Raw genomic sequence first — 21,452 nt, 5'->3', positions numbered from 1 at the left:
CCTTCTTGCTTTATCGCCAGGGCGGGGGCCAAGTCTGGGTCCCCGCCCTCGCGATAAAACAACCTTAGTCCTCGCGTTGGACCACCACGTCGACGTCGAGCTCCTCGCCACCCTCGCCCAGCCGCGAGCCCGCCACCGGCGCCGCTCCTGCCGCATCGAGCGCCATCGCGACGCGAACGTAATGCTCCTCCGGCGACATCCCCGTGCAGGGATCGAAGCCTACCCAGCCCAGCCCGTCGACGAACGCCTCCGCCCAGCCGTGCGGCGTGGGCAGATGCACGACCTCGTGATCGTTGTGATGATAGCCCGATACATACCGCGCAGGCGCGCCGAGCGAGCGTGCGGCGACCGCGAACATCTGCGCCATGTCACGCGGCGTCGCGCTGTCCTCGCGAAATGCCGCGGCGGCGGTCCGCCCCGGTTCCGGACGACCGGCATCGAAGACGAACTGCTTGTGCAGCGCGCGGTTCAACCGGTGCAGCGCCCCGATCCGGTCGCGCGCGCCGATCGCCGCATCGGCAGCGAACTCGGCGATCGTCGCATCCGGTGCCGTAGCCTCTGTCGAGCGCAGATAGACGGCAGGCGGCAAAGTCTCGTGGACGCCGTGCAATACGCCGTCCGAATGGCTGGTCAGCACCTCGCCCGTCACGGTGATCTCGATCCCGTCGACCGGCCCCTCCGCGTACAACATCGTCACCGCGTTGCCGAAGCCGTCCCTGCCCGGCCGCAGCCTGGCGTCGCAATCGACATCGATCCGCCACGACGCCACGGTCTGGTCATGCGTGTTCTCGGGCGTCAGCCGGAGCATCTGGACGAGCCGGCCCTGCGGCTGGCTGAAGCGGTAGATCGTGTGGTGATCGATCGACAATCGCATCAAAGGAACTTGAACTGGCGACCAATCGCGCCGTGCAGCAGCGCGTTCTCGGCGATGAAGGCTTGCAGATACTGATGCAGCCCCGACGAGATCACTTCGCCGGATCGGGTCTTGCCCATCCGGCTCGCGCGCATCCGTGCCATCCTGTCCGCCTCCCCGTGATTGCCCGTGCGTTTCGCCAGCAGGTTGAGCACGTCGACCGTCTCTTCGACCGACGCAGCGAGGCTTCGCGGGAGTTCCGCGCGCGCTAGCAACAGGTCGATGACGTCCGCAGGCCGCAGACCGTCATTATACAGCCAGCGATAGGCGGTGACCGCGGAGACGGTCTGGAGGATCGTCGTCCACTGGTCGCGATCGATCGCGCCGCCCAGTCGTTCGCCCTCGGGGAGCAGGATATGGTATTTGACGTCGAGCAGACGCGCGGTGTTGTCCGCGCGCTCCACCGCCTGCCCGAGCCGGATGAACCACGTCGTCTGGTTGCGCAGCATGCGGTGGACCGCGCCCTCGAACCCGCGCGTCTCGTTCTTGACCGCCTCGACCAGGTTCATCTGGTCGGTCGTGCTGCGCGGCGTCGTCCGGTTCTCGAACAGCAGCCATGCGCGATTGATCGCAGTCCAGGCCTCGCGAGTCAGCGCGGTGCGCACTGCCTTTGCGTTGTTGCGCGCCATGTCGACGCAGCGGACGATCGAACCGGGATGACTCGAATCGAGCGTCAGGAAGCGGACCACCTCGGTCTGCGTCATGCCCGCGCCGAGCGTCGCGAACGGCTCTTCGGTTTCGGTGACGGCGAGTGCGGACGCCCACGCCGCTTCTCCGGCCGGCTGGGAAGACAGCACATCGAGGCGTACGGTGGCCTCGACCAGCCGCGCTATGAAGTCCGCGCGCTCGAAATAGCGCCCGAGCCAGTAGAGCGACGATGCAGTGCGCGAGAGCATCAGGAGTCCGCTCCCGGCGATGGCAGCATCGTACCGAGCGATTGCGACATGCCGCCCATCGTCTGCGTCATCCCGCCCGCCGCCATGCGCTGCGATTGATCCGCCATCAGCACGAAACTGTCCTTGGTCCCGCCACCCTGGCTCGAATTGACCACCAGCGATCCCTCCTTGAGCGCGACGCGCGTCAGGCCTCCGGGCACGACTTGCACGCCTTTCGAGCCGGTCAGCACGAACGGACGGAAATCGACGTGACGGGGGCTCAAACCGCCGTCCGCCATCGTCGGAACGGTGGACAGGGCAAGCGTGGGCTGTGCGATGTAGCGATGCGGTTCGGCGATCAGCGCGGCGCGGAAATCCTCGATCTCCTGCTTCGACGCGGTCGGGCCGACGAGCATTCCGTAGCCGCCAGAGCCGTCGACCAGCTTGACGACGACATGTTCTAGGTTGTCGAGGACGTACTTCAGCGCCTGCGGTTCACGGCAGCGCCAGGTTTCGACGTTGCGAAGCTTGCACTCGCCGCCCGAGTAGAATTTCACGATGTCGGGCATATAGCTGTAGATCGCCTTGTCGTCGGCGATGCCGTTGCCCGGCGCGTTCATGATCGCGACGTTGCCGGCCGCATAGGCTGCGATCAGCCCGGGCACGCCGAGTGCCGAATCCGGACGGAACACGAGCGGATCGAGATAATCGTCGTCGACCCGGCGATAGATCACGTCGACCTTCACCCGGCCGGCGATCGTCCGCATCCACACGACGTCGTCGTCGACCACGAGATCGGCGGCCTCGACGAGCTCGATCCCCATCGAATCCGCGAGGAAGCTGTGTTCGTAATAGGCCGAGTTATAGTGGCCCGGGGTCAGCAAAACACACGTCGGGTTGGAGCCCGTGCCGTGCGGCGCGACCGACTTCATCGTCTCGAGCAGGCGGTCGGGATAGCTGTCGACCGCCGCCACGCGGAATTCGCGGAAGAGTTCGGGACAGAGCCGGAGCATGGCTTCGCGGTTTTCGAGCATGTAGCTGACGCCGGACGGCGTGCGCGCATTGTCCTCGAGCACGAAGAAGTCGTCGGGGCCGGTGCGGACGAGATCGATGCCGCAGATATGCGCCCAGATGCCGTGTGGCGGCCGCATGCCGGCGATCTCCGGCCGGAACTGCGCGTTGCCGAGTACGAGGTCCTCGGGGAGGATGCCCTCCTTCAGAATGCGTCGTTCGCCGTAGATGTCGTCGAGGAATGCGTTAATCGCCTCGACGCGCTGGACCAAGCCCTCGGAAAGCCGCGTCCATTCGTCGTGGAGGAACACGCGCGGGACGATGTCGAACGGAATGATCCGCTCGGCCGCCTCGTTCTCGCCGTACACCGCAAAGGTGATGCCGAGCTGCCGGAACGTCGTCTCGGCAGCTTCCTGACGGCGACGCAGTTCGGCGTCAGGCGTATCCTCGATCCACTTGCACAATGCCGCCAGTTCGGGCCGGGCGGTCGTATCGCCCGGTGTCCCCATGATTTCGTCGAACGCTTGTTTCCCCATCGAAACGGTCAATTCCCCATCAAGCGTTGCGGTTCCATGCTGCAACGCATCGCTGCGCTGCACAAGTCCTTCTGTGAACTGGTATTCGCCCAATCCTCCCCCATCGGGAAGAAGATCGTATCTTAGGCGCCCAGGCCTTCGAGCAGGCCTGGCGTGAGGACCTGCGGGAGGACGGTGGGTTCGGCTGCGCCCGGCGCGTAGTATAGATATAGCGGCACGCCGGCGCGGTTGTGGGCCTGGATGAAGCGGCCCATCACGGGGTCGCCGTCGGTCCAGTCACCGATCAGCGCCGCGACGTTGTGCTTGGCGAAGGCGTCGCGGACGCCGGCGGTGTCGATCGCCGCCTTCTCGTTGACCTTGCACGTCAGACACCAGTCAGCGGTGAAGTACACGAATACCGGTCGTTTTTCGGCACGCAGGGAGGCGAGTTTGGCCTCAGTGAACGCCTCGTCGCCGGCAGTCGCTACTTTCGCGGACACAGGCGGCGCGCGCGAGATCAACACTGCGCTGCCAACGAACACGACCAGCAGCAGGATCTGCGCCACCACGCCGAACGACTTGCCCTTGCGCTGGCGAGAGCCGCCGATCCACAGCACCGCGCCGACCGCCAGCACCGCGACCAGTGCGAGCGTGAGCGTGTCCACGCCGGTCTGGCGTCCGAGCACCCAGCCAAGTGCGATCGCGGTGAGGAACATCGGCACCGACAGGATGTGGCGGAACGTCTCCATCCACGCGCCAGGCTTCGGCAGCCAGCGCCGCCACGACGGAATGAATCCGATCGCGAGGAAGGGGAGCGACAAGCCGATCCCAAGCCCGCCGAACACAGCGAGCGCCGCCGGCCACGGTAACACCAGCGCCGCACCGAGTGCTGCGCCCATGAACGGCCCTGTGCACGGTGTCGCGATGAACGCGGCGAGTGCGCCCGTCGCGAACGCACCGCTTGCGCCACTCTCACCGGCAAAGCGCGGCGTCGGCACCTCGAACAGCCCGGCGAGGTTAAACGCGATCGCGGTGCTCAGCAGCAGCAACGCGACGATCGCGCCGGGATGCTGCAACTGGAACGCCCAGCCGACCGCGGACCCGCCTGCGCGCAGCGCCAGGATCGCACCGCCGAGGCCGAGGCAGACCAGCACGACGCCCGCGGTATAGGCCAGTGCCTCGCCGCGCGCGTCCTTCTTGCTCGCACCACCACGGGCGAGGCTGAGCGCCTTCAGGCTCAGGATCGGGAAGACGCACGGCATGATGTTGAGGATCAGACCGCCGAGCACTGCACCCGCGAATGCAATCAGCGCCGTCAGCCAGAGGCTCTCGCCATTTGCGCTCGTCGCGTCACCGCCGGCCGCTTCAGCCACCGCACCAGGCGTCGCCTTGACGCCGAGCCCCTGCCCGTCGCCGATCCGCAGCACGCCCTCGATCGGTCCGCCAGCCTTGGCGTTCGCCGCGACCTTGGTGCTGATCGTCAGCCGGTCGCCGTCGCGCGTGACCGTCTGCGCCGCGCCGTTCTCGATCGCGCCGGTGGTGACCGGGAAGAAATACGCCTTGTCGATCTTCGCGCCCGCCGGGAACGGCACCGCGATCCGCATCGTCCCGTTGCTCGCCGCGTAGGTCGCGCCGGCATCGAGCGGCTTTGGAATCGCCTGACGCCAGCCTGCGAACGCGGCGGCCTGCGATGGCGCGCCGTCACCGATGGTGAGGTCGAGCGAGAGCGCCTTCTCTTCGGGTACGCAGATCGTCGCCGAGCAGACGAGGTAGCTCGTCTTCAGGCGGATGGGGAATTTCGACCCCGCCGCCAGCCCCGCCGGGACCTGGATCGTCACAAGCGGCGCATAGGGCGCCTCGTAGACATAGTTCATCAGGCCCGCGATCAGCAGCGTCGTCGGCACCGGCCATTCGGGCTCGCCTGCCTTCGCGCCCGTCGGCAAAGTCCAGTCGAACGTCGCCGGAAAGCCCGCATCGCCCGGGTTGCGCCAATAGCCGTGCCAGCCCGTTTCGGGCGTCGTCGCGAGCGCGATCGTCAGCGGCGCGCCGGCTTTCGGGTGATCGCTCTCGGCGACCAGCTTCATCATCAGATGCTGGCTGGAGCCGTTCAGCGATTCCGCAAGCGCGGGCGTGCTTGCCAGCCCACACACGGCCAGCAAGACCGTCATCACGGCGCAACGTAATCCGCGCATGGCCATCCTTGTTTCGTTCATCGCGCAAAGCCATAGCGGTGACGATCTCGTATTGCACTTCAAAGCGACGGCCCCGCTCGATGGTCATCGCTGTCTAAAGGACTGTTCGTGAAAGCACTTATCGCCGCGCTCCTGCTGACTTCGGCCGCTTCGGTCTCTGCCCAGACGGCGGCGCCCCCCGCGGCGACCCCCACGACTCCGCCAAAACTGATCGTCGCGATCTCGGTCGACCAGTTCGCCGCCGACCTGTTCCAGCAATATCGCAATCACTATACCGGCGGCTTCACCCGGTTGCTGAACGGCGCAGTGTTTCCGAGCGGATATCAGAGCCATGCCGCGACCGAGACGTGCCCGGGCCACTCGACGATCCTGACCGGCATGCGGCCCGCGCATACCGGGATCATCGCCAACAACTGGATCGACCAGCGCGCCGGCCGGCCCGACAAGGTCGTCTATTGCTCGGAGGACGAACGCGTCACCGGCAGCACGCACGACAGCTACACCGTGTCAGACATGCATCTGAAGGTGCCGACGCTGGGCGAGATGATGAAGGCGCGCGATCCGCGGGCGCGCTCGGTCTCGGTCGCGGGCAAGGATCGCGCGGCGGTGATGATGGGCGGCCACAAGGTCGACGAGCTCTGGTGGTGGGACGGCAAGACGTACGTTTCGTACGCGGGGCGCGCGGTGCCGCCGGCGGTGCAGCGCACGCGCGACGCGGTCGCCGCGCTGATCGCCAAGCCGCAGGCGGCGCTGCCGCTGCCCGGCTATTGCGCGGGCGTAAACCATCCGATCGTGATCGCGGGCAAGACCTACGGCCAGGGGCGCTTCGAGCGCGAGGCCGGCGACGCGAAGGGCTTCCGCGTGTCGCCAGCCTCCGATGCGGCGGTGTTCGCGATGGCGGCGGCGCTGGTGCAGGACATGAAGCTCGGCAAGGGTCCGCAGACCGACATCATCGATATCGGCGCGTCGGCGACCGATTATGTCGGGCATACCTACGGTACGCAGGGCACCGAGATGTGCATCCAGATGGCGCAGCTCGACAAGACGCTGGGCGATTTCTTTGCGGTGATGGACGAGACCGGCGTCGACTACGAGGTCGTGCTGACTGCGGATCACGGCGCGCACGACGCGACCGAACGCCAGCAGCAGCGCGCGATGCCGATGGAGGCGCACATGGACGAGAACGTCCTCGCCAAGCAGGTCGGCACCGCGATCGCGAAGGACATGGGGCTGCCGGGTAGTGTGCTACTAGGGACCGAAGGCGACGTGTATATCGACGACACGCTGCCGGCGAAGACGCAGGCCAAGGTGCTTGCCGAAGCGCTGCGTCGCTATCGGGCGATGCCGCAGATCGCGGGTGCCTACTCCGCCGCTGAGATCATGGCGACGCCGATGGCGAAGTCCCCGCCCGAGACGTGGACGCTGATCGAGCGGGCACGGGCATCGTTCTATCCGGAGCGGTCGGGGCAGATGGTGGTGCTCCTCAAGCCGCGCGTGACGACGATCGTGTCCCCGGCAGGCGGCTATGTCGAGACGCATGGGTCGCCGTGGGATTACGACCGCCGCGTCCCGATCCTGTTCTGGCGCAAGGGGATGACCGGGTTCGAGCAGCCGCTGTCGGTGGAGACGGTGGATATCGTGCCGACCTTGGCGGCGACGATCGGGTTGCCGGTGAGTGGGCTGGACGGGCGGTGTCTGGATCTCGACCCGAGTGCCGCGAGCACGTGCGCTAACTGAGCGCCGCGCCTTACCGACAAGCCTGTTCTCTCGCGAAGGCGGGAGCGCAGGCTGGACTCCCGCCTTTGCGGGAGAACAAATCTTTTGGGTTGGCGCTGCTTCCCACGAAATCCGTCATCCCAACGAAAGCCGGGATTCCCCCATGACCGCGCGAGCCCATCCCAACCGGGATACCGCAGGTTTCGCTGGGGTGACGAACAGTGGGTAGACGCGGACCAACTCAGCGCGTCTCGAACGGCCGCAGCCCCGCCCCCAGGCGGTTTGCCCCGATCGCCAGCTTGTCATGGCTGTAGTCCGCGACGAATGCCGGGCTGGTCGCATCGCCGGGCGACAACCGCGCGTCATTCCCTTCGATCCGCAGCCCGGTCGAGCCGAACGTCTTGGCCTCTGCCGCCACGACGATCAGGCCGCTGTGATTCTCCTTGTGCGAACCCTGCACGAACGTGTTGCGTGCGATCAGGCCGGTGCCGCCATCGGATAGATCGATCATGTAGTTCGTCTTGCGGCCGCCCGTATCGTCGAAGCTGTTGTCGGTGATCGTCACCGTCGGGCTACGCAGCTTGACGTAATGCCCGCCGGTGCCGCGCTCGAACCGCGAGTTGGTCACCGTCACGCTGCCGTCATTCGCAAGGTAGATCGCGTGCGAACAGCCCGGTGACACGTCGCACTGGCCCAGCCCGGAGAAGGTGGAGCGATCGACCGTGATCCGCTTCGTCGTCGGCCCGCCGCCCAATATGCCTTCCTGGCTGTTGAGGAACATCGAGTTGGTCACCGTGAGGTTGCCCATTTCGATCCGGATACCGGCGCCATTGCCGTCGCGCACGCTGTACCCGCGAAAGACGATGCCATCGACCGCCGAGCCGAGCCCGCGCAGGACGAACGCCGCCTTCCCCTCGCACGCGACGCTGTCGAAGATGGCGGTCCCTGGCTGCACCGCCTTGAAGGTGATGTGCCCGCCCGCCTGCACCGCGCACTGCCGGTAGGTACCGGGCGCGATCAGGATCGTCGCCGTGCCCTGCTGGATCGACGACACCGCGTCCTGGAGGCTCGCGAACCCCTGGCCGTTGACGGTGAACGGCGCATTGGTCTGCGCAAGCGCCGGGACGGAGAGCAGCGCAAGCGCCAGCAACGATCGTTTCATGGGACGTCCTTTCACGGTCACGATGCGCCTACCAGCCGCGGCGGTACGATGCGGCTCGAGGACTATCACCCGCGATCGATCGGCCCAACACCCGCCAGCGCACTGCGTGTCCCGGAATGGCGCACCCCGGAATGGCGCAAAAGGTTCGGTTCAATCCCGTCGCAACGGCGTATTGCCGCTACCGTCCGATCCGCATAATACCGCTACCGTAACAAAGCCGGCGGGGGGAACCGATCGGCGCGGGGGATCCACATGCACGCCATGACGCCGACGGAGGTCTTCCTCCTCGCGATACTCATCATCTTCACCGTGCCGTATCTGGTGTGGAGGCTCGGGCGGACCGATTACTGGGCGCCGCTGGTGGTCGTGCAGATCTTCGGCGGCATCCTCCTCGGGCCGGGCGTGCTCGGCGCGGCGTATCCCGACTATTATGCGACGGTCTTCACGCCCGCGACGCTGGGGTCGCTTAACGGCATCGCGTGGTGGGCAGTGATGATGTTCGTTTGGGTCGCCGGCATCGAACTCGATCTCGGCGAGGCCTGGAAACGGCGCGGCGAAACCGGCGTCACGGCGGGGCTGGCACTGGCGGTACCGCTGATCACCGGCAGCATCGCCGCGGTGTTGATGCTGCGTTACCCCGGCTGGCGCGGGCCGGACGGCGCGACGTGGCAAGTGGTGCTCGGTATCGGCATGGCCTGCGCGGTCACCGCCCTCCCCATCCTCGTCCTCTTCCTCGAAAAGCTCGAGATCCTGCGCGAACCGATCGGCCAGCGGATCCTGCGCTATGCGAGCCTCGACGACATCGCGATCTGGGGCGTGCTCGCGCTGATCCTGCTCGATTGGGAGCGCGTCGGGCGACAAGGTGGTTTCCTGCTCGGGTTCGCCGTGGCGACGCTGTTGGTGCGTAAGCTCATGGCGATGATCGAGGAGCGCGATCGCTGGTATGTCAGCCTGATCTGGCTCGCCGGCTGCGGGTTCGCGGCGGACTGGGCGGGGCTGCACTTCATGGTCGGCGCGTTCCTGTCGGGCGCGGTGCTCGATTCGAAATGGTTCACGACCGCTAGGATGGACCAGTTCCGCCACTTCGTGCTGCTCGCGGTGATGCCGGTGTTCTTCCTGTCGACGGGCCTGAAGACGCAGTGGGCGGTCGGCGGGTTCGCGGTGTTCGGCGCGGCGGCGTTGCTGCTGGTCGCGTCGGTCGGCGGCAAGCTGGCGGGGGTTCACGCCGCCGGGCGGATCCTGAAATGGCGGCCGGGCGAGGCATCGGCGATCGGCTGGCTGCTCCAGACCAAGGCGCTGATCATGATCATCTTCGTCAATATCCTGCTGGATAAGAAGATCATTACGAATGAGACGTTCACGGCGCTGCTGCTGATGGCGCTGGCGAGCACGATGCTGACGGTGCCGGTGGTCGCGCCGAAGTTGAAGAAGCTGGTGGGGTTGGTTGGGAAGAGCGCCTGATCCCCCGCTCCGTCATTCTGACGAAATTCAGGATCCAGGGTAACAAGCACCGTCCTGCGTGGCTCTGGATCCTGACTTTCGTCAGGATGACGGACGTTGGGGTCAGCCTCCCGCATTGAGCAGTTCGTGCCGTTTCGGGGCGTGGCGGGGTTGGTGTGAAAAAGCGCCTGATCCCCACCCCGTCATCCTGACGAAAGTCAGGACCCAGGGTTACGAACGCTGTCCTGCTTGGCTCGGGGTCCTGACTTTCGTCAGGATGACGGGTGTTGGCGGTTCAGCCTCCCGCGTTGAGAAGGTCGTGGCGTTTCAGGGCGTGGCGGAGTTGGTCGTAGCTGAGGCCTAGTGCTTCAGCTGTGGCGCGTTGATTGAAGCGGTGTTCCGACAGCGCGCGGGAGAGCAGGTCGCGCTCGAAGCGGGATACGCGGGACTTGAAGTCCGAGGGGCCTTCTTCGCACGCGACGACCGGGTCCTCGCCTTCATCCGGTTCGACCGCGCGCGGCACCACAACCATAGGCTTCGGCGCAGTCGACGCGCCCGGCCGATGCGGCGACTGGAACGGGTCGATCTCGATCGCGTCGATCGGCCCAGCCTGTTCCCAACGATACACCGCCCGTTCGACGACGTTACGCAGTTCGCGGACATTCCCCGGCCAGCGATAGGCGATCAGCGCATCCATAGCCGCCGGGCCGAAGCCTTCCCAGCGTTCGCGCCCCAGCTCGGACGCCATGCGCCGGCCGAAATGCTCTGCCAGCACCACCACGTCCCCAGTCCGCGCGCGCAGAGGTGGCAGAGTCACCACCTCGAACGACAGCCGGTCGAGCAGATCCGCGCGGAATTCGTGGCGATCGACCTTGTCGGGCAGATGCTCGTTGGTTGCGGCCACGATCCGGACGTCGACGCGCATCGGCCGCGACGAGCCGATCCGCGTGATCTCGCCATATTCGACCGCGCGCAGCAACCGATCCTGCGCCGCCATCGACAGCGTGCCGAGTTCGTCGAGGAACAGCGTGCCGCCATCGGCCTCCTCGAACCGACCTACCCTCGCCTTGGTCGCGCCGGTGAACGCGCCGGCCTCATGCCCGAACAATTCCGCCTCGATCAGCGTCTCGGGCAACGCCGCGCAGTTCATGATCACCAGCGGCTGATCCCACCGCGGCGACAGGCGGTGGAGGCGTTCGGCGACCAGTTCCTTGCCGGTGCCGCGCTCGCCGATCACCAGCACCGGACGGTCCAACGCCGCCGCTCGCGACGCGCGTTCGAGCGCCGCCATGAACGTGCCGGACTCGCCGATGACCTGGGTTGTTCGCTCCATGGCGAAGATGTGGCGCGAATTCCCAACTCTTGGCAAGCTTCCGCCACCGCCCAACCACCCGAAATCGCGCAAACCCCTGCAAACCCGCCATTTTCAAAACTGGCACGAGAGATGCAGAGCTTCAGGCAACCCGCCGAATAGCGGAACCAACCATCCTTAAAGGGGACCCACCATGTCCAACACCAACATCGCCCGCACCGTCGCCGCTACCCTCTGCACCATCGTCGTCAGCGCAACCTGCGTCCTCGGCGCAGTCGGCCCCGCGATCGCAACCAACGCAACGCCCATCGCGGCAACCACCGCAATCGTGGCATAAGACCCCGACGGACTCGCTAAGAGCCTCGGGCCGACCCCTGGAGTAGGATTTACATGGGCATCTTTTCCCGCACCCGCGACATCGTCGCCGCCAACTTCGCCGATCTCATCGAGAAGGCCGAAGACCCGTCGAAGATGATCCGCATGATCATCCTCGAGATGGAGGAAACGCTGGTCGAGGTTCGCGCCTCCGCCGCGCGCACCATCGCCGACCAGAAGGAGATGCGCCGCCACATTTCGAAGCTGGAGCAGCTCCAGGACAACTGGACCGAGAAGGCTGAGCTGGCGCTGAGCAAGGACCGCGAGGACCTCGCCAAGGCAGCCCTGGTCGAGCGCCAGAAGGCATTCGACATGGCCGAGCAGTTGAAGGCCGAGGTCGGCGTGCTCGACGATGCGCTCCGCGCGTCGGAGGAGGACATCGCCAAGCTCCAGACCAAGCTCCGAGAGGCGCGCACCAAGCAGAACGCGGTGCAGACCCGGCTGGAGAGCGCGAACAATCGGACGCGGCTTCGGGAAATGTACAACGGTCCGAAGACGCACGAGGCGTTCAGCCGCTTCGACATCCTCGACCGCCGCGTCGACGAGGCCGAGGGCCGCGCGGATGCGATGGGGCTCGGGGTCGTCAAGACGCTCGAAGAGGAAATCGCCGAGTTGCGCAGCAACGACAAGGTCGACGCCCAGCTCGCCGCGCTCAAGGCGCGCATGAAGAAGGACGATTGAGATGGATGACCTGATGCCCGTTCTCGTCTGCGCCGTGCTCTTCATCGGGCTGCCGTGGGTGATCCTGCACTACATCACCAAGTGGAAGCAGGCGCCGCGGATCACCGAAGAGGATGAACGGCTGCTCGACGAGATGCAGATGCTCGCCCGCCGCCTCGAGGACCGCGTGATGACCGTCGAACGGATCATCGCCGCCGACAATCCCGACTGGAAGCCGGGCCTCGGCACGACGCAATCGCCGTATCTGTCGGACCATCAGTCCGACCGCACTTCTGATCGGAGGAACTGAGATGTCCGGCAGCCGCACACAGTTTTACCTCGATAAGCAGAACGCCAAGTGGAAGGGCGTCTGCGCCGGGATCGCCGACTATACCGGCGTCGATGCGCTCTTCGTCCGTGTCGGCATGGTCGTCCTGACGCTCGCCGGGGGCTTTCCCTGGACGCTGCTGGCCTATTGGATGGTTGCCTGGATGGGGCATGCCAAGCCGATCGGACTGTACGAGACGCCCGACGACGCGAAGTTCTGGCAGGGCGTCCGCTCGAACCCAAAGCGGTCGACTGCCGAAGTCCGCAGCAAGTTCCGCGACATCGACCGCCGCCTCGCCGACATCGAGACGCACTATACCAGCCGCTCCAGCAACAGCCTCGCGGCAGAGATCGACAGCCTGCGCTGAGACGTGGGGGGTTCAGGGAGACAGACGATGGATATGGGTTGGATGGTACCGGTTGGCATCGTAGGGGCGGTCAGCGCGTCGCACGCCTTCCGAACCTGGGTTCGCGCGAAACATGGCTACCCGCTGGAGAGCGATCATGGCGGCAAGCGCCACCGCCTCAGCTACAAGAACGGGATCGGTCCCGACGATGAGCGCAAGGTCGAACTGCTCAGCAGCGAGAATGAGCGTCTCACCGGTCAGGTTTCCCGCCTCGAGGAGCGGATCGCGGTCCTCGAACGCATCGCCACCGATCCCGCCGAGCGCACCGCTCGCGAGATCGACGCCCTCCGCGACCGCTAAGGAGGATCAGCAATGTTTCCTTTTGAATCTTTCGTGCCGGTCGCGTTGATCGTCGGTCTGGCCGGTATGGCGGGTTGGGTGATTACGACATGGCTTCGCATCAAACATGGCTACCCGCTAGACGGCGCATGGGGACAGGCCATTTACCCAAAGAAGAACGATGAATTGGTGGAACGCATCAAGCTGCTTAGCCAGGAGAACGCGCAGCTTCACGCGCAAATCGGATCGATCAAGGATCGCCTGGCCAATGTCGAGCGGATCGTCACGGACGGCAGCCACTTGCTTAGCCACGAGATCGAGCAACTCCGCGACCTGCCGCCTGCCAACTAAATCTTATTACGGGAGACAAGATCATGAATGGTGGACAAGTGATGGTCGTGATGATCGTCCTGATCGTGATGATCGCGGGCATCGTCAAATCGCGTCACAAGAGCGCGCGAGATGCCGAGGGAACATCACTGATGAACGATCCTGAGGCCGCGCGGCTGCGCGGCGAGGTGCAGCAGATGAAGGAGCGCATCCAGGTGCTGGAGCGCGTGATCACCGACAACCACAAGAGCGTCGATCTCGACCGAGAGATCGAACGGCTCCGCGACCGCTAGAGGAGGCGGACATGATCGAACCGAACCTTTACATCACGCTCGCGCTGGCGAGCCTTGCGGGCCTCGCGATGATTGTCGCAGGCGGATTGGCCGGATGGCGCGGGTGGCTCTCACTGCGGCGGATGGAACTGGACCAGATGCAGGACGGTCGCATGCCGGTCGCGGTGTCGACCGGATCGCGGATCGAGATCGCGGATCTGAAGGAGCGGATCAAGAAGCTCGAGGCGATCGCTGCCGGGGTGGATCTCTGAGGCCGACTGAGTGACTGATTGGCGCCCCCCCTCTGGCCGTCACCCCAGCGAAAGCTGGGGTCTCATCATAACCGAGAGACTCCAGCTTTCGCTGGGGTGACGGAAAATAGGCTTGGGGTGACGGAATGAGCCTCAGTGTAATGTAACCCGCTTGGCGCCAGGAGTATTGCAAACACCGGAGTGTTGCGACCGGACCTTCACCCGAGTAACCGCTCGCACATGCCCACTCTCACCGACATTCGCGAGGAATACGACTTCCTCGAACCCGACGATCGTTACCGCCTGCTGATCGACCTCGGCAAAGAGCTCGAACCGATGCCGGATGCGCTCAAGACCGATGCGACGTTGGTGCGGGGGTGTTCGGCCTCGGTCTGGGTCTATCCGACCACGACCGATGATGGCCGGCTCCACTTTCTCGCGGATTCGAATGCGGCGATCACCAAGGGGATCATCGCGCTGGTGTTGCTGACGGTGCAGGATCAGGTGCCGGGCGCGATCGTCGCTACCGACATCACTGCGGAACTTGCGCCGTTCGATCTGAGCAAGCAGCTGAGTTCGAACCGAACGCAGGGGATCCCGAACATGATCGCGCTGATCCGGGAAACGGCCGAGCGGTACGCCACCTAAAACCGTGCCCTCACCCTTCCCACGGCCAAGCGGCCGCGGGCCCCTTCCCTCTCCCCTCAGGGGAGAGGGAGAGACGCCGGAGGCGGCGAGGGTGAGGGCACCTCGCGGTGTTCGGTAAGGGTTGCAACGATTTCATCCGTATCCGCACCAGCCGGCACGAGCATCCATCGGTCCGGCCGAGCGCCGTCGATCATCACGACCGCGTTCTTCGGGCACACACCGAGACACTTGACCTCGACCACCCCGCGGTCAGCCTTGCGGCCCTTCTTCACGCCGAGCGCCTGGCGCAACAGTTTCACGAGCGAGGTCCGGCCCTTCTCGCCAAACCCGCCATCCAGCTTCTTCGAGCATTTCCCGCAGACCAGAACGCTACCCTGCCAACGACTGGCGAGGACACGGATCACGCCGGTTTCCACGTCCGCAGGTCTTCGGCCACCTTCAGAACCTCGTATGCTGCCTGCACGCCCTGGAACCGCTTCGCCGCGTCCTTGTCGTTCGGGCGGACATCCGGATGATTCGCCTTCGCCATCCGCCGCCATGCCGCACGCACGTCCTCGAAGGTCGCGTCTGGCTCAAGGTCCAGCACCTCCAGCGCGCGCATCTCGTCACGCGAGCGGCTGCCGTCGCCCGAACCGGCCCAGGCATAATGCTTGGGATCGGTATAACCATCGGCGGTGCGCGTCTCGGCCGCTTCGCGCTCGGCCGCTTCCTCCGCGCTCAAGCCTTCGAAATAATTCCAGCCACGATTATATTCGCCCGCGTGGTTCATGCAGAAATACCAACGATCGGGGCTGTTGGGCGATTTCGGCGCCGGGCAGTTTCCGGGTTCGTTGCAGCCATGCCGGTCGCACAGCCGGACGGTCACCGCCTCGGTGCTCGCGCCATACTCGCGCCAGCGTGGGAAACCCCAGTCGGAAGATCGTGTCGTGCTTCTCGCCATAGCGGCCCGAGATAGGCGTCCCCGCGGACAACGCAACCGCACGCGGTGATCGCGAGCAAAAGTCCCGCGTTCCGACAATCTCCCGCAGCGCAACATTCCGCCTTGAGTCAGCCACCGTTCATCGCTTACTGAACATGAACTATTTGTCATGTGGCATGGATAGACGCGTCCGGGTCGGACGTATTCCCAGCCGACACCTCAGCGACAGGAGCATCGGTGCCGACTCTCATTCCAAGGCTTACCACATGGCGCGCGGATCTTCCCGCCTCCATCGTCGTCGCGCTCGTCGCGCTGCCCCTCTGTCTCGGCGTCGCGCTCGCCTCGGGTGCTCCGCTGTTCGCGGGCGTCATCTCGGGGATCGTCGGCGGTATCGCGGTCGGCCTGTTCTCGAAGTCACCGCTGTCGGTCAGCGGCCCAGCAGCGGGCCTGACCGTGATCGTACTCACCGCGATCGAGAGCATGCCGAGCTACCAGATGTTCCTGATGGCGGTCGTGCTGGCCGGCGTCCTTCAGATCTGTTTCTCGCTGACCCGCGCGGGCATCCTCAGCGAATTCGTGCCGTCGTCGGTCATCACCGGCATGCTCGCCGCGATCGGCCTGATCCTGATCCTCAAGCAGATTCCGCACGCCGTGGGATTCGACCGGGAAGCGGAGGGCATCTTCGAATTCACCACCGCGAACGGCATCAACACGTTCGCGCGGATCTTCGACAGCCTGAGCGCTGCCGTCACGCCGGGTGCGATCCTGATCGCCTCGGTCAGCCTCGCCTTCCTGTTCTGGTGGGACGGCGCCAAGCCGAAGAACGGCCCGTTGCGTTTCGTCCCCGGCCCGCTGGTCGTCGTGCTGATCGGCATCTTCGGCAACGTTCTGCTTGGCGCGGTGAAGCCCGAATGGCAGCTCAAGGCGACGCACCTCGTCCAGGTGCCGATCACGCAGACATTGTCGCAATTCCCGTCGCTGTTCACCTTCCCCGATTTCTCCGGGATCACGATGGGCATCGTCTGGAGCAGCGCCGTGACGCTCGCGATCGTCGCCAGCCTCGAATCGCTGCTGAGCGTCAAGGCGGTCGACGAGATCGATCCGCGCCGTCGCTCGACCGACAAGAACTGGGAGCTGATGGCGCAGGGTGGCGGCAACATCCTATCCGGGCTGATCGGTGGCCTCCCCGTCACGTCCGTCATCGTGCGCTCGTCGGCGAACGTCGACGCCAAGGCAGAGAGCAAGCTGTCGACGATCCTGCACGGCTTCTGGCTGCTGGTCAGCGTCGCGTTGATCCCCGCGGTGTTGAACCTGATCCCGCTGTCGGCGCTTGCCGCGGTGTTGATCGCGACGGGCTACAAGCTGACCAAGCCCAAGTTGTTCACCGAGCGTTACAAGCAGGGCTGGACCCAGTTCATTCCGTTCGTCGTGACGGTCGCCGCGATCCTGTTCACCGACCTGCTCGAAGGCATCCTGATCGGCATGGTCGTCGGCTTCGTGTTCGTGATCGCGCGCAATTTCCGCACCGCGATCACGTTCGCCTGCGACGATGAGGACTGCCTCGTCCGTGCCCGCCGCAACCTGTACTTCATCCACAAATACGAGTTGCAGAAGTCGCTCGACCGGGTGCCCGACAACGCCGACCTGCTGATCGACCTGTCGTCGACCAGTTACGTCGATCTCGACAACGTCGACATCATCAACGCGTTCATCAAGGGCGCCGAGTATCGCGGCATCACCGTGCTCATCCGCGGCGATCTCGCGTTGCGCACGGTCAAGCTGATCAACGCCCCCCAGACCGAGGTCCGTTTCGCATGAGGCAGTACAAGCAGCTCCTGCTCGCCAACAAGGCGTGGGCGGCCGAGATCATCGAGGAGAGCGCCGACTTCTTCCAGCGCCAGCTGGTCGGCCAAAACCCGGAGTTCCTGTGGATCGGCTGTTCGGACAGCCGCGTCGGGCCCGAACAGATGACCATGACGCCGCCGGGTAACATGTTCATCCACCGCAACATCGCCAATCTCGTCAATCCCGACGACATGAACCTGATGTCGGTGCTCGAATATGCGGTGGACGTGCTCGGCGTGCGGCACATCATCATCTGCGGGCATTATGCGTGCGGCGGAATCCGCGCGACGGTCGATGGCCGCACGACAGGCGCCGTCGATGCCTGGCTCGCCCCCGCGCGGTGCGTCATGCACGACCATGCCGACGAGATCGACGCGCAGCCCGACCGCGAGCAGAAGGTCAACCGGCTGGTCGAGGTCAACGTCCGCGACCAGCTCCTCCGCCTCGCGCGCACGGCCACCATCCAGGGCGCGTTCGCCCGCGGGCAGGAAGTGCTGCTCCACGGCTGGGTCTACGACATCCGCGACGGGCTCATCAAACCGATGATGGAGATCGATTCTACGACGGTCCTCGAAGAGGTCGGCCGGCCGGACAAGGTGCTGGTGTAAAGCGTACCCCCTTCCCACCGTAGCGGTCGGAAGGGGTCGGGCTTTCGCCTACGAGCCGCGCCGCGCCGATTCTGGCAGCATGAACTTGATGCGGGTCGTCGTGGCGCCGCAACCGAGGGCCCCGTCGGGACGATACGTCTTGGCGTATTTGGCCTTGGTGAAGAACTTGGTGCCCGCCTCCGAGAAGATGAACGGGGGGTAGCTCAGCAGCGCGCGCTGGTTGATGACGTTGCCGTCCGCCCCGATGTCGAACTGCACCTGAGTCCAGCCTTCGAAACCCCAACGCTGCGCCTCCATCGGAAACGCTTCCGATCCAGGCATCGCGACCATCTTCGGTGGCGCATCCATGATTGCGCACTGGTTCGCCGTCAGGCCAGTGGAGGCGAACGTCGCGCGGGCCGCGTCGATCTGGCCGTTCCGTTCCTCGATCGATGCGATCCGGATCAGCGCGCCGACGCGGAGCGGATCGTTCGGCTGCAAACCCTTGTCGTCCGCGACTTGGCGGAGGATCACGAGCGACGTATCGTTCTTGTCCGATTTGCGCGTCCGCGAGACAGTGCCGTCGACCATCATCAACCTGATCGCGGCGCGAGCCTGAGGATCGTTCGCGTAAACCGGTTCGGACAGCATCGGCATCAAGGTCCGCTGGTAGACGCCCGGCTTCCAGATATCGGTGACCGCGCTGAGACGACCGGGGAGGTCGAAGCTCAATCGCGCGCTCGGCGGTGCATCGTTGGCGCTCGCGATCGCCAGACCGCGCGCATACAGCGCGGCGCGCTCTTCACGTGCCACGGTCGGATTGTTGGTCACGCGGTACAGGGCCGCCAGCGTTCGAAGGGCATTGGGCGATTGCGCTGTCGCCGATGCCAGTTCGGCGCGTTGCGTTGGCAAGGCCGTCCCCTGAGGGCCAGTCGGCGCAGGCGGAACGGCGACGCCCTTGCTGACCAGCCACTGCTCCAGAATGCCGTCCAAACCATCGCTGATCGACGGCCGCTCGAACGCCGTGGAGCAGCGCATCTCGACCCGCACGTGATACCGATAAAAGGCTGGGATCGCCTGCACCTGTTCGGCGGGCCAAGACCACCCCTTGACCGCGCGGGCGAATTCCAGGGCCACCTGCCCGCCACCCGCGGCATAGATCGGCATCGCCTGGTCGATCGTGCCATCGGACGCGATATTGAACTCGACCACCGCGACGTCCTGCGGCTTCAACCCTGCATCGCCGCCACAATCCGGCGAGCGCATCTCTGCGGCAGGATCGAACGATCCCTTCGTCATGCGTCCGGCACCTGTGTACGCCATATAACGACGCGCTTCGTCGGCATTGCCGCTCAGCAGATACGCGATCGCTGCGTCGGAACGCGCGGATGCGTCCGTAATGTCGATCTTTGCCGTTTCCATACCGCCGAGAAGCTTGATGGCCTGCAACGCACTCGTACGAGCGCCTGCGATATCGCCGGTGTTGAGCTTAAGGATGGTCCGCTCCCGCGCAAACCTGGCAAGGACCGCTTTATCGAGCTTCGTCGTACCGATCAGCGCATCGCTCCGTGCCAGCGTCGCGGCGGCAGCTGTCGGATCGACGAAGATCTGTGCGGTGACCAGCGAGAGCATCGCGCCCAGCTTGTCCGCGGTGCTGATCGCGCCAGCCTCTGCTTGCTGTAACGCGGCGACCGCACCCGCGTAGTCGAGCGTATCCATCGCCACCTGTCCGAGTATCAGAAAGGCACGCGTCCGGTCTTCCGCGAGACTGGCGTCTCCCTGGGGAAGCAGGGCCAACCCGGCGCGAGCGGCCTTCACCGATTCATCCGACCGGTTCAATGCAAACAATGTCGGCGCTTTGCGAACCAGGACGATGCCGCGACTACGCGACCCCGGTTTCGTCCGCGCTTCAAGTTCTTCCCAAGCGGCTAGCGACGCTGCGCGATCAGGCTTCGCATCCAGCGCGGCTGCAGCGTCGAAATCCTGCTGGAGAGTTGTCGCCGAGGGCGTCTGCGCGCCAAGCGGCACCGATCCGCCCGCGATCGCCAAAACCCCCACGCTCAGCAGCGCGACTCCCCTGATCCGCATCTCATCCCCCATGTCGCCACCCCGCGTCATTTGCGCGCAGTCTGCAATGGTTCGGGGATGGATGCCAGAGGGTCTATAAGCCGGGTTCTGTCCATTTCCGATCCTTCGATACGGAAGTTAGGCGACCATTCCTCTAGGACGACGGTTGCCCGCCGCCTCAAGCAATCAACCCGGGTGACGAGCTGAAACGAAGCCCATGTGCCACCCCTATTCGATCTTGCTCCCGGTGGGGTTTGCCGTGCCGCCCCTGTTACCAGGCGCGCGGTGCGCTCTTACCGCACCCTTTCACTCTGACCGCCCCGACTAAAGCCGAGGGTTGGCCGTCTGCTCTCTGTGGCACTTTCCCTGAGGTCACCCTCGCCGGGCGTTACCCGGCACCGTCGTTTCGCGGAGCCCGGACTTTCCTCGCGTGTCCGAAAACACCCGCGGCCGCCCGACCCTCTGGCGAGGCGAGCCCTAGCGCGGGTGCGGGCGATGCACCACCGTTTTTAGCTGGGGCGCCTATCCTCCCCCGCCAGGGGGAGGTGGCTGGCGCTTGCCAATCGGAGGGGGTGGCAAGGGACTGCCTCTGCTCCGTGTCCTCCCCCTCCGTCACCTTCGGTGCCACCTCCCCCTGGCGGGGGAGGATGAGAATTAGTCGTCGCCTATCGGCTTGGGCAGCAACAACGCCAGCAGGATGCACCGGCACTCCGCATCGACTTCGCCGTCGACCAGTTCAGGACGGAATCGCCGCTGGAACGCCATCGTCGCCGCCATGCGGTTTTCGACGTCATAGCCGAACCGTTCGAGCGCGAGGCAGAAGCCGCCTTCGGTCCAGCCCGGGTCCATCAGATTCTTGGTCGGTCGCGGCAATGCCAGCCGGCGCCGCGCCAGTTCATGCCATGGGAACAGCTCGCCTGGATCGCGCTTGCGCACCGGCGCGATATCCGAATGGCCGACGATGTTGCCGCGCGTGATCTCGTGGCGATCCTTGATCTCGGCGACCAGCACCACGACCGATGCGATCTGCTCCGGCGGGAACGGACGATAGCCGAACTCGTGACCGGGATTGACGATCTCGATGCCGACGCTGGCGGAGTTGACGTCGTCGACGTCGCGCCAGTGGGATTTGCCCGCGTGCCAGGCGCGCTTGTCCTCCGCGACCATCCGTAGGACCGTGCCGTCTTCCTCGACCAGATAATGCGACGACACCTTCGCCTCGGGATCGCGCAGCCGAGCGATCGCCGACGCGCCGTCCTGCATCCCGGTATAGTGCAGCACGATCATCGTGATGGGCAGCGAACGATCGTCGAAATTGGGTGACGGGGTCTCGATGAACTTCAAGCCAG

The 21,452-nt window shown here is 65.2% G+C and carries 23 protein-coding genes and 1 other RNA gene; 13 read left to right on the top strand and 11 right to left on the bottom strand.

Annotation, left to right across the window (positions count from 1 at the left end; all coding sequences use genetic code 11):
• Positions 1 to 64 precede the first annotated feature (64 nt).
• The 4 genes from IFR23_RS10065 to IFR23_RS10050 all read right to left on the bottom strand — a co-directional run bounded on the left by IFR23_RS10065 (position 65) and on the right by IFR23_RS10050 (position 5,506).
• Positions 65 to 874, bottom strand: a complete 810-nt coding sequence (locus IFR23_RS10065; protein ID WP_192975766.1) for a transglutaminase family protein — start codon at positions 872 to 874, stop codon at positions 65 to 67.
• Positions 874 to 1,809: an alpha-E domain-containing protein gene (locus tag IFR23_RS10060; RefSeq protein ID WP_107961994.1), complete on the bottom strand. Its 936-nt coding sequence runs from the start codon at positions 1,807 to 1,809 to the stop codon at positions 874 to 876. The genes IFR23_RS10065 and IFR23_RS10060 overlap by 1 nt, the downstream gene beginning before the upstream one ends.
• A complete protein-coding gene (locus IFR23_RS10055) occupies positions 1,809 to 3,335 on the bottom strand; it encodes a circularly permuted type 2 ATP-grasp protein (RefSeq protein WP_192975765.1) in 1,527 nt (508 codons plus the stop codon). The genes IFR23_RS10060 and IFR23_RS10055 overlap by 1 nt, the downstream gene beginning before the upstream one ends.
• Before the next feature lie 122 nt (positions 3,336 to 3,457).
• Positions 3,458 to 5,506 carry a protein-disulfide reductase DsbD family protein gene (locus IFR23_RS10050; protein ID WP_192975764.1) on the bottom strand — a complete coding sequence of 683 codons (2,049 nt, stop codon included), beginning with the start codon at positions 5,504 to 5,506 and terminating at the stop codon, positions 3,458 to 3,460.
• Positions 5,507 to 5,614: 108 nt separating this feature from the next.
• Between IFR23_RS10050 and IFR23_RS10045 the strand changes: the two genes are divergently transcribed.
• The gene (locus IFR23_RS10045) at positions 5,615 to 7,243 is read left to right on the top strand and encodes an alkaline phosphatase family protein (RefSeq protein WP_192975763.1); all 1,629 of its coding nucleotides are present in this window, start codon (positions 5,615 to 5,617) and stop codon (positions 7,241 to 7,243) included.
• 220 nt (positions 7,244 to 7,463) lie between these two features.
• Here the strand turns inward: IFR23_RS10045 and IFR23_RS10040 are convergent, their stop codons facing one another.
• Positions 7,464 to 8,384 (bottom strand): right-handed parallel beta-helix repeat-containing protein, encoded by a 921-nt coding sequence (locus IFR23_RS10040; RefSeq protein ID WP_192975762.1) that lies wholly within the window; start codon positions 8,382 to 8,384, stop codon positions 7,464 to 7,466.
• A gap of 252 nt (positions 8,385 to 8,636) precedes the next feature.
• Here IFR23_RS10040 and IFR23_RS10035 point away from each other — a divergent pair, with 252 nt between their 5' ends.
• A complete protein-coding gene (locus IFR23_RS10035; RefSeq protein ID WP_192975761.1) occupies positions 8,637 to 9,845 on the top strand; it encodes a cation:proton antiporter in 1,209 nt (402 codons plus the stop codon).
• Positions 9,846 to 10,119: 274 nt separating this feature from the next.
• On the opposite strand, the gene pspF is transcribed toward IFR23_RS10035, so the two are convergent.
• The gene (gene pspF / locus IFR23_RS10030; protein WP_107954891.1) at positions 10,120 to 11,157 is read right to left on the bottom strand and encodes a phage shock protein operon transcriptional activator; all 1,038 of its coding nucleotides are present in this window, start codon (positions 11,155 to 11,157) and stop codon (positions 10,120 to 10,122) included.
• A 172-nt stretch (positions 11,158 to 11,329) separates the two neighbouring features.
• Between pspF and IFR23_RS10025 the strand changes: the two genes are divergently transcribed.
• The 9 genes from IFR23_RS10025 (at position 11,330) to IFR23_RS09985 (ending at position 14,685) form a co-directional block, all read left to right on the top strand.
• Positions 11,330 to 11,473, top strand: coding sequence for a hypothetical protein (locus tag IFR23_RS10025; RefSeq protein ID WP_192975760.1), 144 nt, complete (start codon positions 11,330 to 11,332; stop codon positions 11,471 to 11,473).
• Positions 11,474 to 11,526: 53 nt separating this feature from the next.
• Positions 11,527 to 12,192 carry a phage shock protein PspA gene (gene pspA, locus IFR23_RS10020; RefSeq protein WP_055878009.1) on the top strand — a complete coding sequence of 222 codons (666 nt, stop codon included), beginning with the start codon at positions 11,527 to 11,529 and terminating at the stop codon, positions 12,190 to 12,192.
• 1 nt (position 12,193) lies between these two features.
• The gene (gene pspB / locus IFR23_RS10015; protein WP_056058227.1) at positions 12,194 to 12,481 is read left to right on the top strand and encodes an envelope stress response membrane protein PspB; all 288 of its coding nucleotides are present in this window, start codon (positions 12,194 to 12,196) and stop codon (positions 12,479 to 12,481) included.
• A 1-nt stretch (position 12,482) separates the two neighbouring features.
• Positions 12,483 to 12,866: an envelope stress response membrane protein PspC gene (gene pspC, locus IFR23_RS10010; RefSeq protein ID WP_056482352.1), complete on the top strand. Its 384-nt coding sequence runs from the start codon at positions 12,483 to 12,485 to the stop codon at positions 12,864 to 12,866.
• A 33-nt stretch (positions 12,867 to 12,899) separates the two neighbouring features.
• On the top strand, positions 12,900 to 13,205 hold the full coding sequence (locus tag IFR23_RS10005; protein ID WP_192975929.1) for a hypothetical protein: 306 nt from the start codon (positions 12,900 to 12,902) through the stop codon (positions 13,203 to 13,205).
• Between the two features lie 12 nt (positions 13,206 to 13,217).
• Entirely contained in the window at positions 13,218 to 13,535 is a 318-nt protein-coding gene (locus IFR23_RS10000; RefSeq protein WP_192975759.1) for a hypothetical protein, read from the top strand.
• Positions 13,536 to 13,558: 23 nt separating this feature from the next.
• Complete coding sequence (locus tag IFR23_RS09995) at positions 13,559 to 13,807, top strand: hypothetical protein (protein ID WP_192975758.1); 249 nt, start codon at positions 13,559 to 13,561, stop codon at positions 13,805 to 13,807.
• An 11-nt stretch (positions 13,808 to 13,818) separates the two neighbouring features.
• Complete coding sequence (locus IFR23_RS09990; protein ID WP_192975757.1) at positions 13,819 to 14,058, top strand: hypothetical protein; 240 nt, start codon at positions 13,819 to 13,821, stop codon at positions 14,056 to 14,058.
• 219 nt (positions 14,059 to 14,277) lie between these two features.
• Positions 14,278 to 14,685, top strand: coding sequence for a SufE family protein (locus tag IFR23_RS09985; protein ID WP_192975756.1), 408 nt, complete (start codon positions 14,278 to 14,280; stop codon positions 14,683 to 14,685).
• A 56-nt stretch (positions 14,686 to 14,741) separates the two neighbouring features.
• Here the strand turns inward: IFR23_RS09985 and IFR23_RS09980 are convergent, their stop codons facing one another.
• Both IFR23_RS09980 and IFR23_RS09975 read right to left on the bottom strand, forming a co-directional pair.
• Positions 14,742 to 15,089: a (2Fe-2S) ferredoxin domain-containing protein gene (locus tag IFR23_RS09980; RefSeq protein WP_192975755.1), complete on the bottom strand. Its 348-nt coding sequence runs from the start codon at positions 15,087 to 15,089 to the stop codon at positions 14,742 to 14,744.
• Positions 15,086 to 15,625, bottom strand: coding sequence for a J domain-containing protein (locus IFR23_RS09975; RefSeq protein WP_192975754.1), 540 nt, complete (start codon positions 15,623 to 15,625; stop codon positions 15,086 to 15,088). The genes IFR23_RS09980 and IFR23_RS09975 overlap by 4 nt, the downstream gene beginning before the upstream one ends.
• Positions 15,626 to 15,841: 216 nt before the next feature.
• On the opposite strand from IFR23_RS09975, the gene IFR23_RS09970 reads away from it, so the two are divergent.
• Together IFR23_RS09970 and IFR23_RS09965 are read left to right on the top strand one after the other, a co-directional pair.
• The gene (locus IFR23_RS09970) at positions 15,842 to 17,422 is read left to right on the top strand and encodes a SulP family inorganic anion transporter (protein WP_192975753.1); all 1,581 of its coding nucleotides are present in this window, start codon (positions 15,842 to 15,844) and stop codon (positions 17,420 to 17,422) included.
• On the top strand, positions 17,419 to 18,057 hold the full coding sequence (locus IFR23_RS09965) for a carbonic anhydrase (protein WP_192144943.1): 639 nt from the start codon (positions 17,419 to 17,421) through the stop codon (positions 18,055 to 18,057). The genes IFR23_RS09970 and IFR23_RS09965 overlap by 4 nt, the downstream gene beginning before the upstream one ends.
• A 48-nt stretch (positions 18,058 to 18,105) precedes the next feature.
• Here the strand turns inward: IFR23_RS09965 and IFR23_RS09960 are convergent, their stop codons facing one another.
• From IFR23_RS09960 to IFR23_RS09950, 3 genes are all read right to left on the bottom strand, one after another.
• The gene (locus IFR23_RS09960) at positions 18,106 to 20,124 is read right to left on the bottom strand and encodes an energy transducer TonB (RefSeq protein WP_192975752.1); all 2,019 of its coding nucleotides are present in this window, start codon (positions 20,122 to 20,124) and stop codon (positions 18,106 to 18,108) included.
• Between the two features lie 60 nt (positions 20,125 to 20,184).
• Positions 20,185 to 20,569: RNase P RNA component class A (gene rnpB, locus IFR23_RS09955), an RNA gene on the bottom strand.
• Positions 20,570 to 20,757: 188 nt separating this feature from the next.
• Positions 20,758 to 21,390 carry an N-acetylmuramoyl-L-alanine amidase gene (locus IFR23_RS09950; protein ID WP_446740905.1) on the bottom strand — a complete coding sequence of 211 codons (633 nt, stop codon included), beginning with the start codon at positions 21,388 to 21,390 and terminating at the stop codon, positions 20,758 to 20,760.
• Between the last annotated feature and the right edge of the window lie 62 nt (positions 21,391 to 21,452).

It is taken from the genome of Sphingomonas sp. CFBP 13603 (genome assembly GCF_014892665.1).
GTDB lineage: Bacteria > Pseudomonadota > Alphaproteobacteria > Sphingomonadales > Sphingomonadaceae > Sphingomonas.
This window is presented reverse-complemented; position numbering and strand designations above follow the sequence as displayed.

Excerpts from the sequence above, each read along its gene's own strand:
- IFR23_RS10065 (WP_192975766.1), bottom strand. The coding sequence starts at position 874 with ATGCGATTGTCGATCGATCACCACACGATCTACCGCTTCAGCCAGCCG.
- IFR23_RS10060 (WP_107961994.1), bottom strand. The coding sequence starts at position 1,809 with ATGCTCTCGCGCACTGCATCGTCGCTCTACTGGCTCGGGCGCTATTTC.
- IFR23_RS10055 (WP_192975765.1), bottom strand. The coding sequence starts at position 3,335 with ATGGGGAAACAAGCGTTCGACGAAATCATGGGGACACCGGGCGATACG.
- IFR23_RS10050 (WP_192975764.1), bottom strand. The coding sequence starts at position 5,506 with ATGCGCGGATTACGTTGCGCCGTGATGACGGTCTTGCTGGCCGTGTGT.
- IFR23_RS10040 (WP_192975762.1), bottom strand. The coding sequence starts at position 8,384 with ATGAAACGATCGTTGCTGGCGCTTGCGCTGCTCTCCGTCCCGGCGCTT.
- IFR23_RS10035 (WP_192975761.1), top strand. The coding sequence starts at position 8,637 with ATGCACGCCATGACGCCGACGGAGGTCTTCCTCCTCGCGATACTCATC.
- pspF (WP_107954891.1), bottom strand. The coding sequence starts at position 11,157 with ATGGAGCGAACAACCCAGGTCATCGGCGAGTCCGGCACGTTCATGGCG.
- IFR23_RS10025 (WP_192975760.1), top strand. The coding sequence starts at position 11,330 with ATGTCCAACACCAACATCGCCCGCACCGTCGCCGCTACCCTCTGCACC.
- pspA (WP_055878009.1), top strand. The coding sequence starts at position 11,527 with ATGGGCATCTTTTCCCGCACCCGCGACATCGTCGCCGCCAACTTCGCC.
- pspB (WP_056058227.1), top strand. The coding sequence starts at position 12,194 with ATGGATGACCTGATGCCCGTTCTCGTCTGCGCCGTGCTCTTCATCGGG.
- pspC (WP_056482352.1), top strand. The coding sequence starts at position 12,483 with ATGTCCGGCAGCCGCACACAGTTTTACCTCGATAAGCAGAACGCCAAG.
- IFR23_RS10005 (WP_192975929.1), top strand. The coding sequence starts at position 12,900 with ATGGGTTGGATGGTACCGGTTGGCATCGTAGGGGCGGTCAGCGCGTCG.
- IFR23_RS10000 (WP_192975759.1), top strand. The coding sequence starts at position 13,218 with ATGTTTCCTTTTGAATCTTTCGTGCCGGTCGCGTTGATCGTCGGTCTG.
- IFR23_RS09995 (WP_192975758.1), top strand. The coding sequence starts at position 13,559 with ATGAATGGTGGACAAGTGATGGTCGTGATGATCGTCCTGATCGTGATG.
- IFR23_RS09990 (WP_192975757.1), top strand. The coding sequence starts at position 13,819 with ATGATCGAACCGAACCTTTACATCACGCTCGCGCTGGCGAGCCTTGCG.
- IFR23_RS09985 (WP_192975756.1), top strand. The coding sequence starts at position 14,278 with ATGCCCACTCTCACCGACATTCGCGAGGAATACGACTTCCTCGAACCC.
- IFR23_RS09975 (WP_192975754.1), bottom strand. The coding sequence starts at position 15,625 with ATGGCGAGAAGCACGACACGATCTTCCGACTGGGGTTTCCCACGCTGG.
- IFR23_RS09965 (WP_192144943.1), top strand. The coding sequence starts at position 17,419 with ATGAGGCAGTACAAGCAGCTCCTGCTCGCCAACAAGGCGTGGGCGGCC.
- IFR23_RS09960 (WP_192975752.1), bottom strand. The coding sequence starts at position 20,124 with ATGCGGATCAGGGGAGTCGCGCTGCTGAGCGTGGGGGTTTTGGCGATC.
- IFR23_RS09950 (WP_446740905.1), bottom strand. The coding sequence starts at position 21,390 with ATGATCGTGCTGCACTATACCGGGATGCAGGACGGCGCGTCGGCGATC.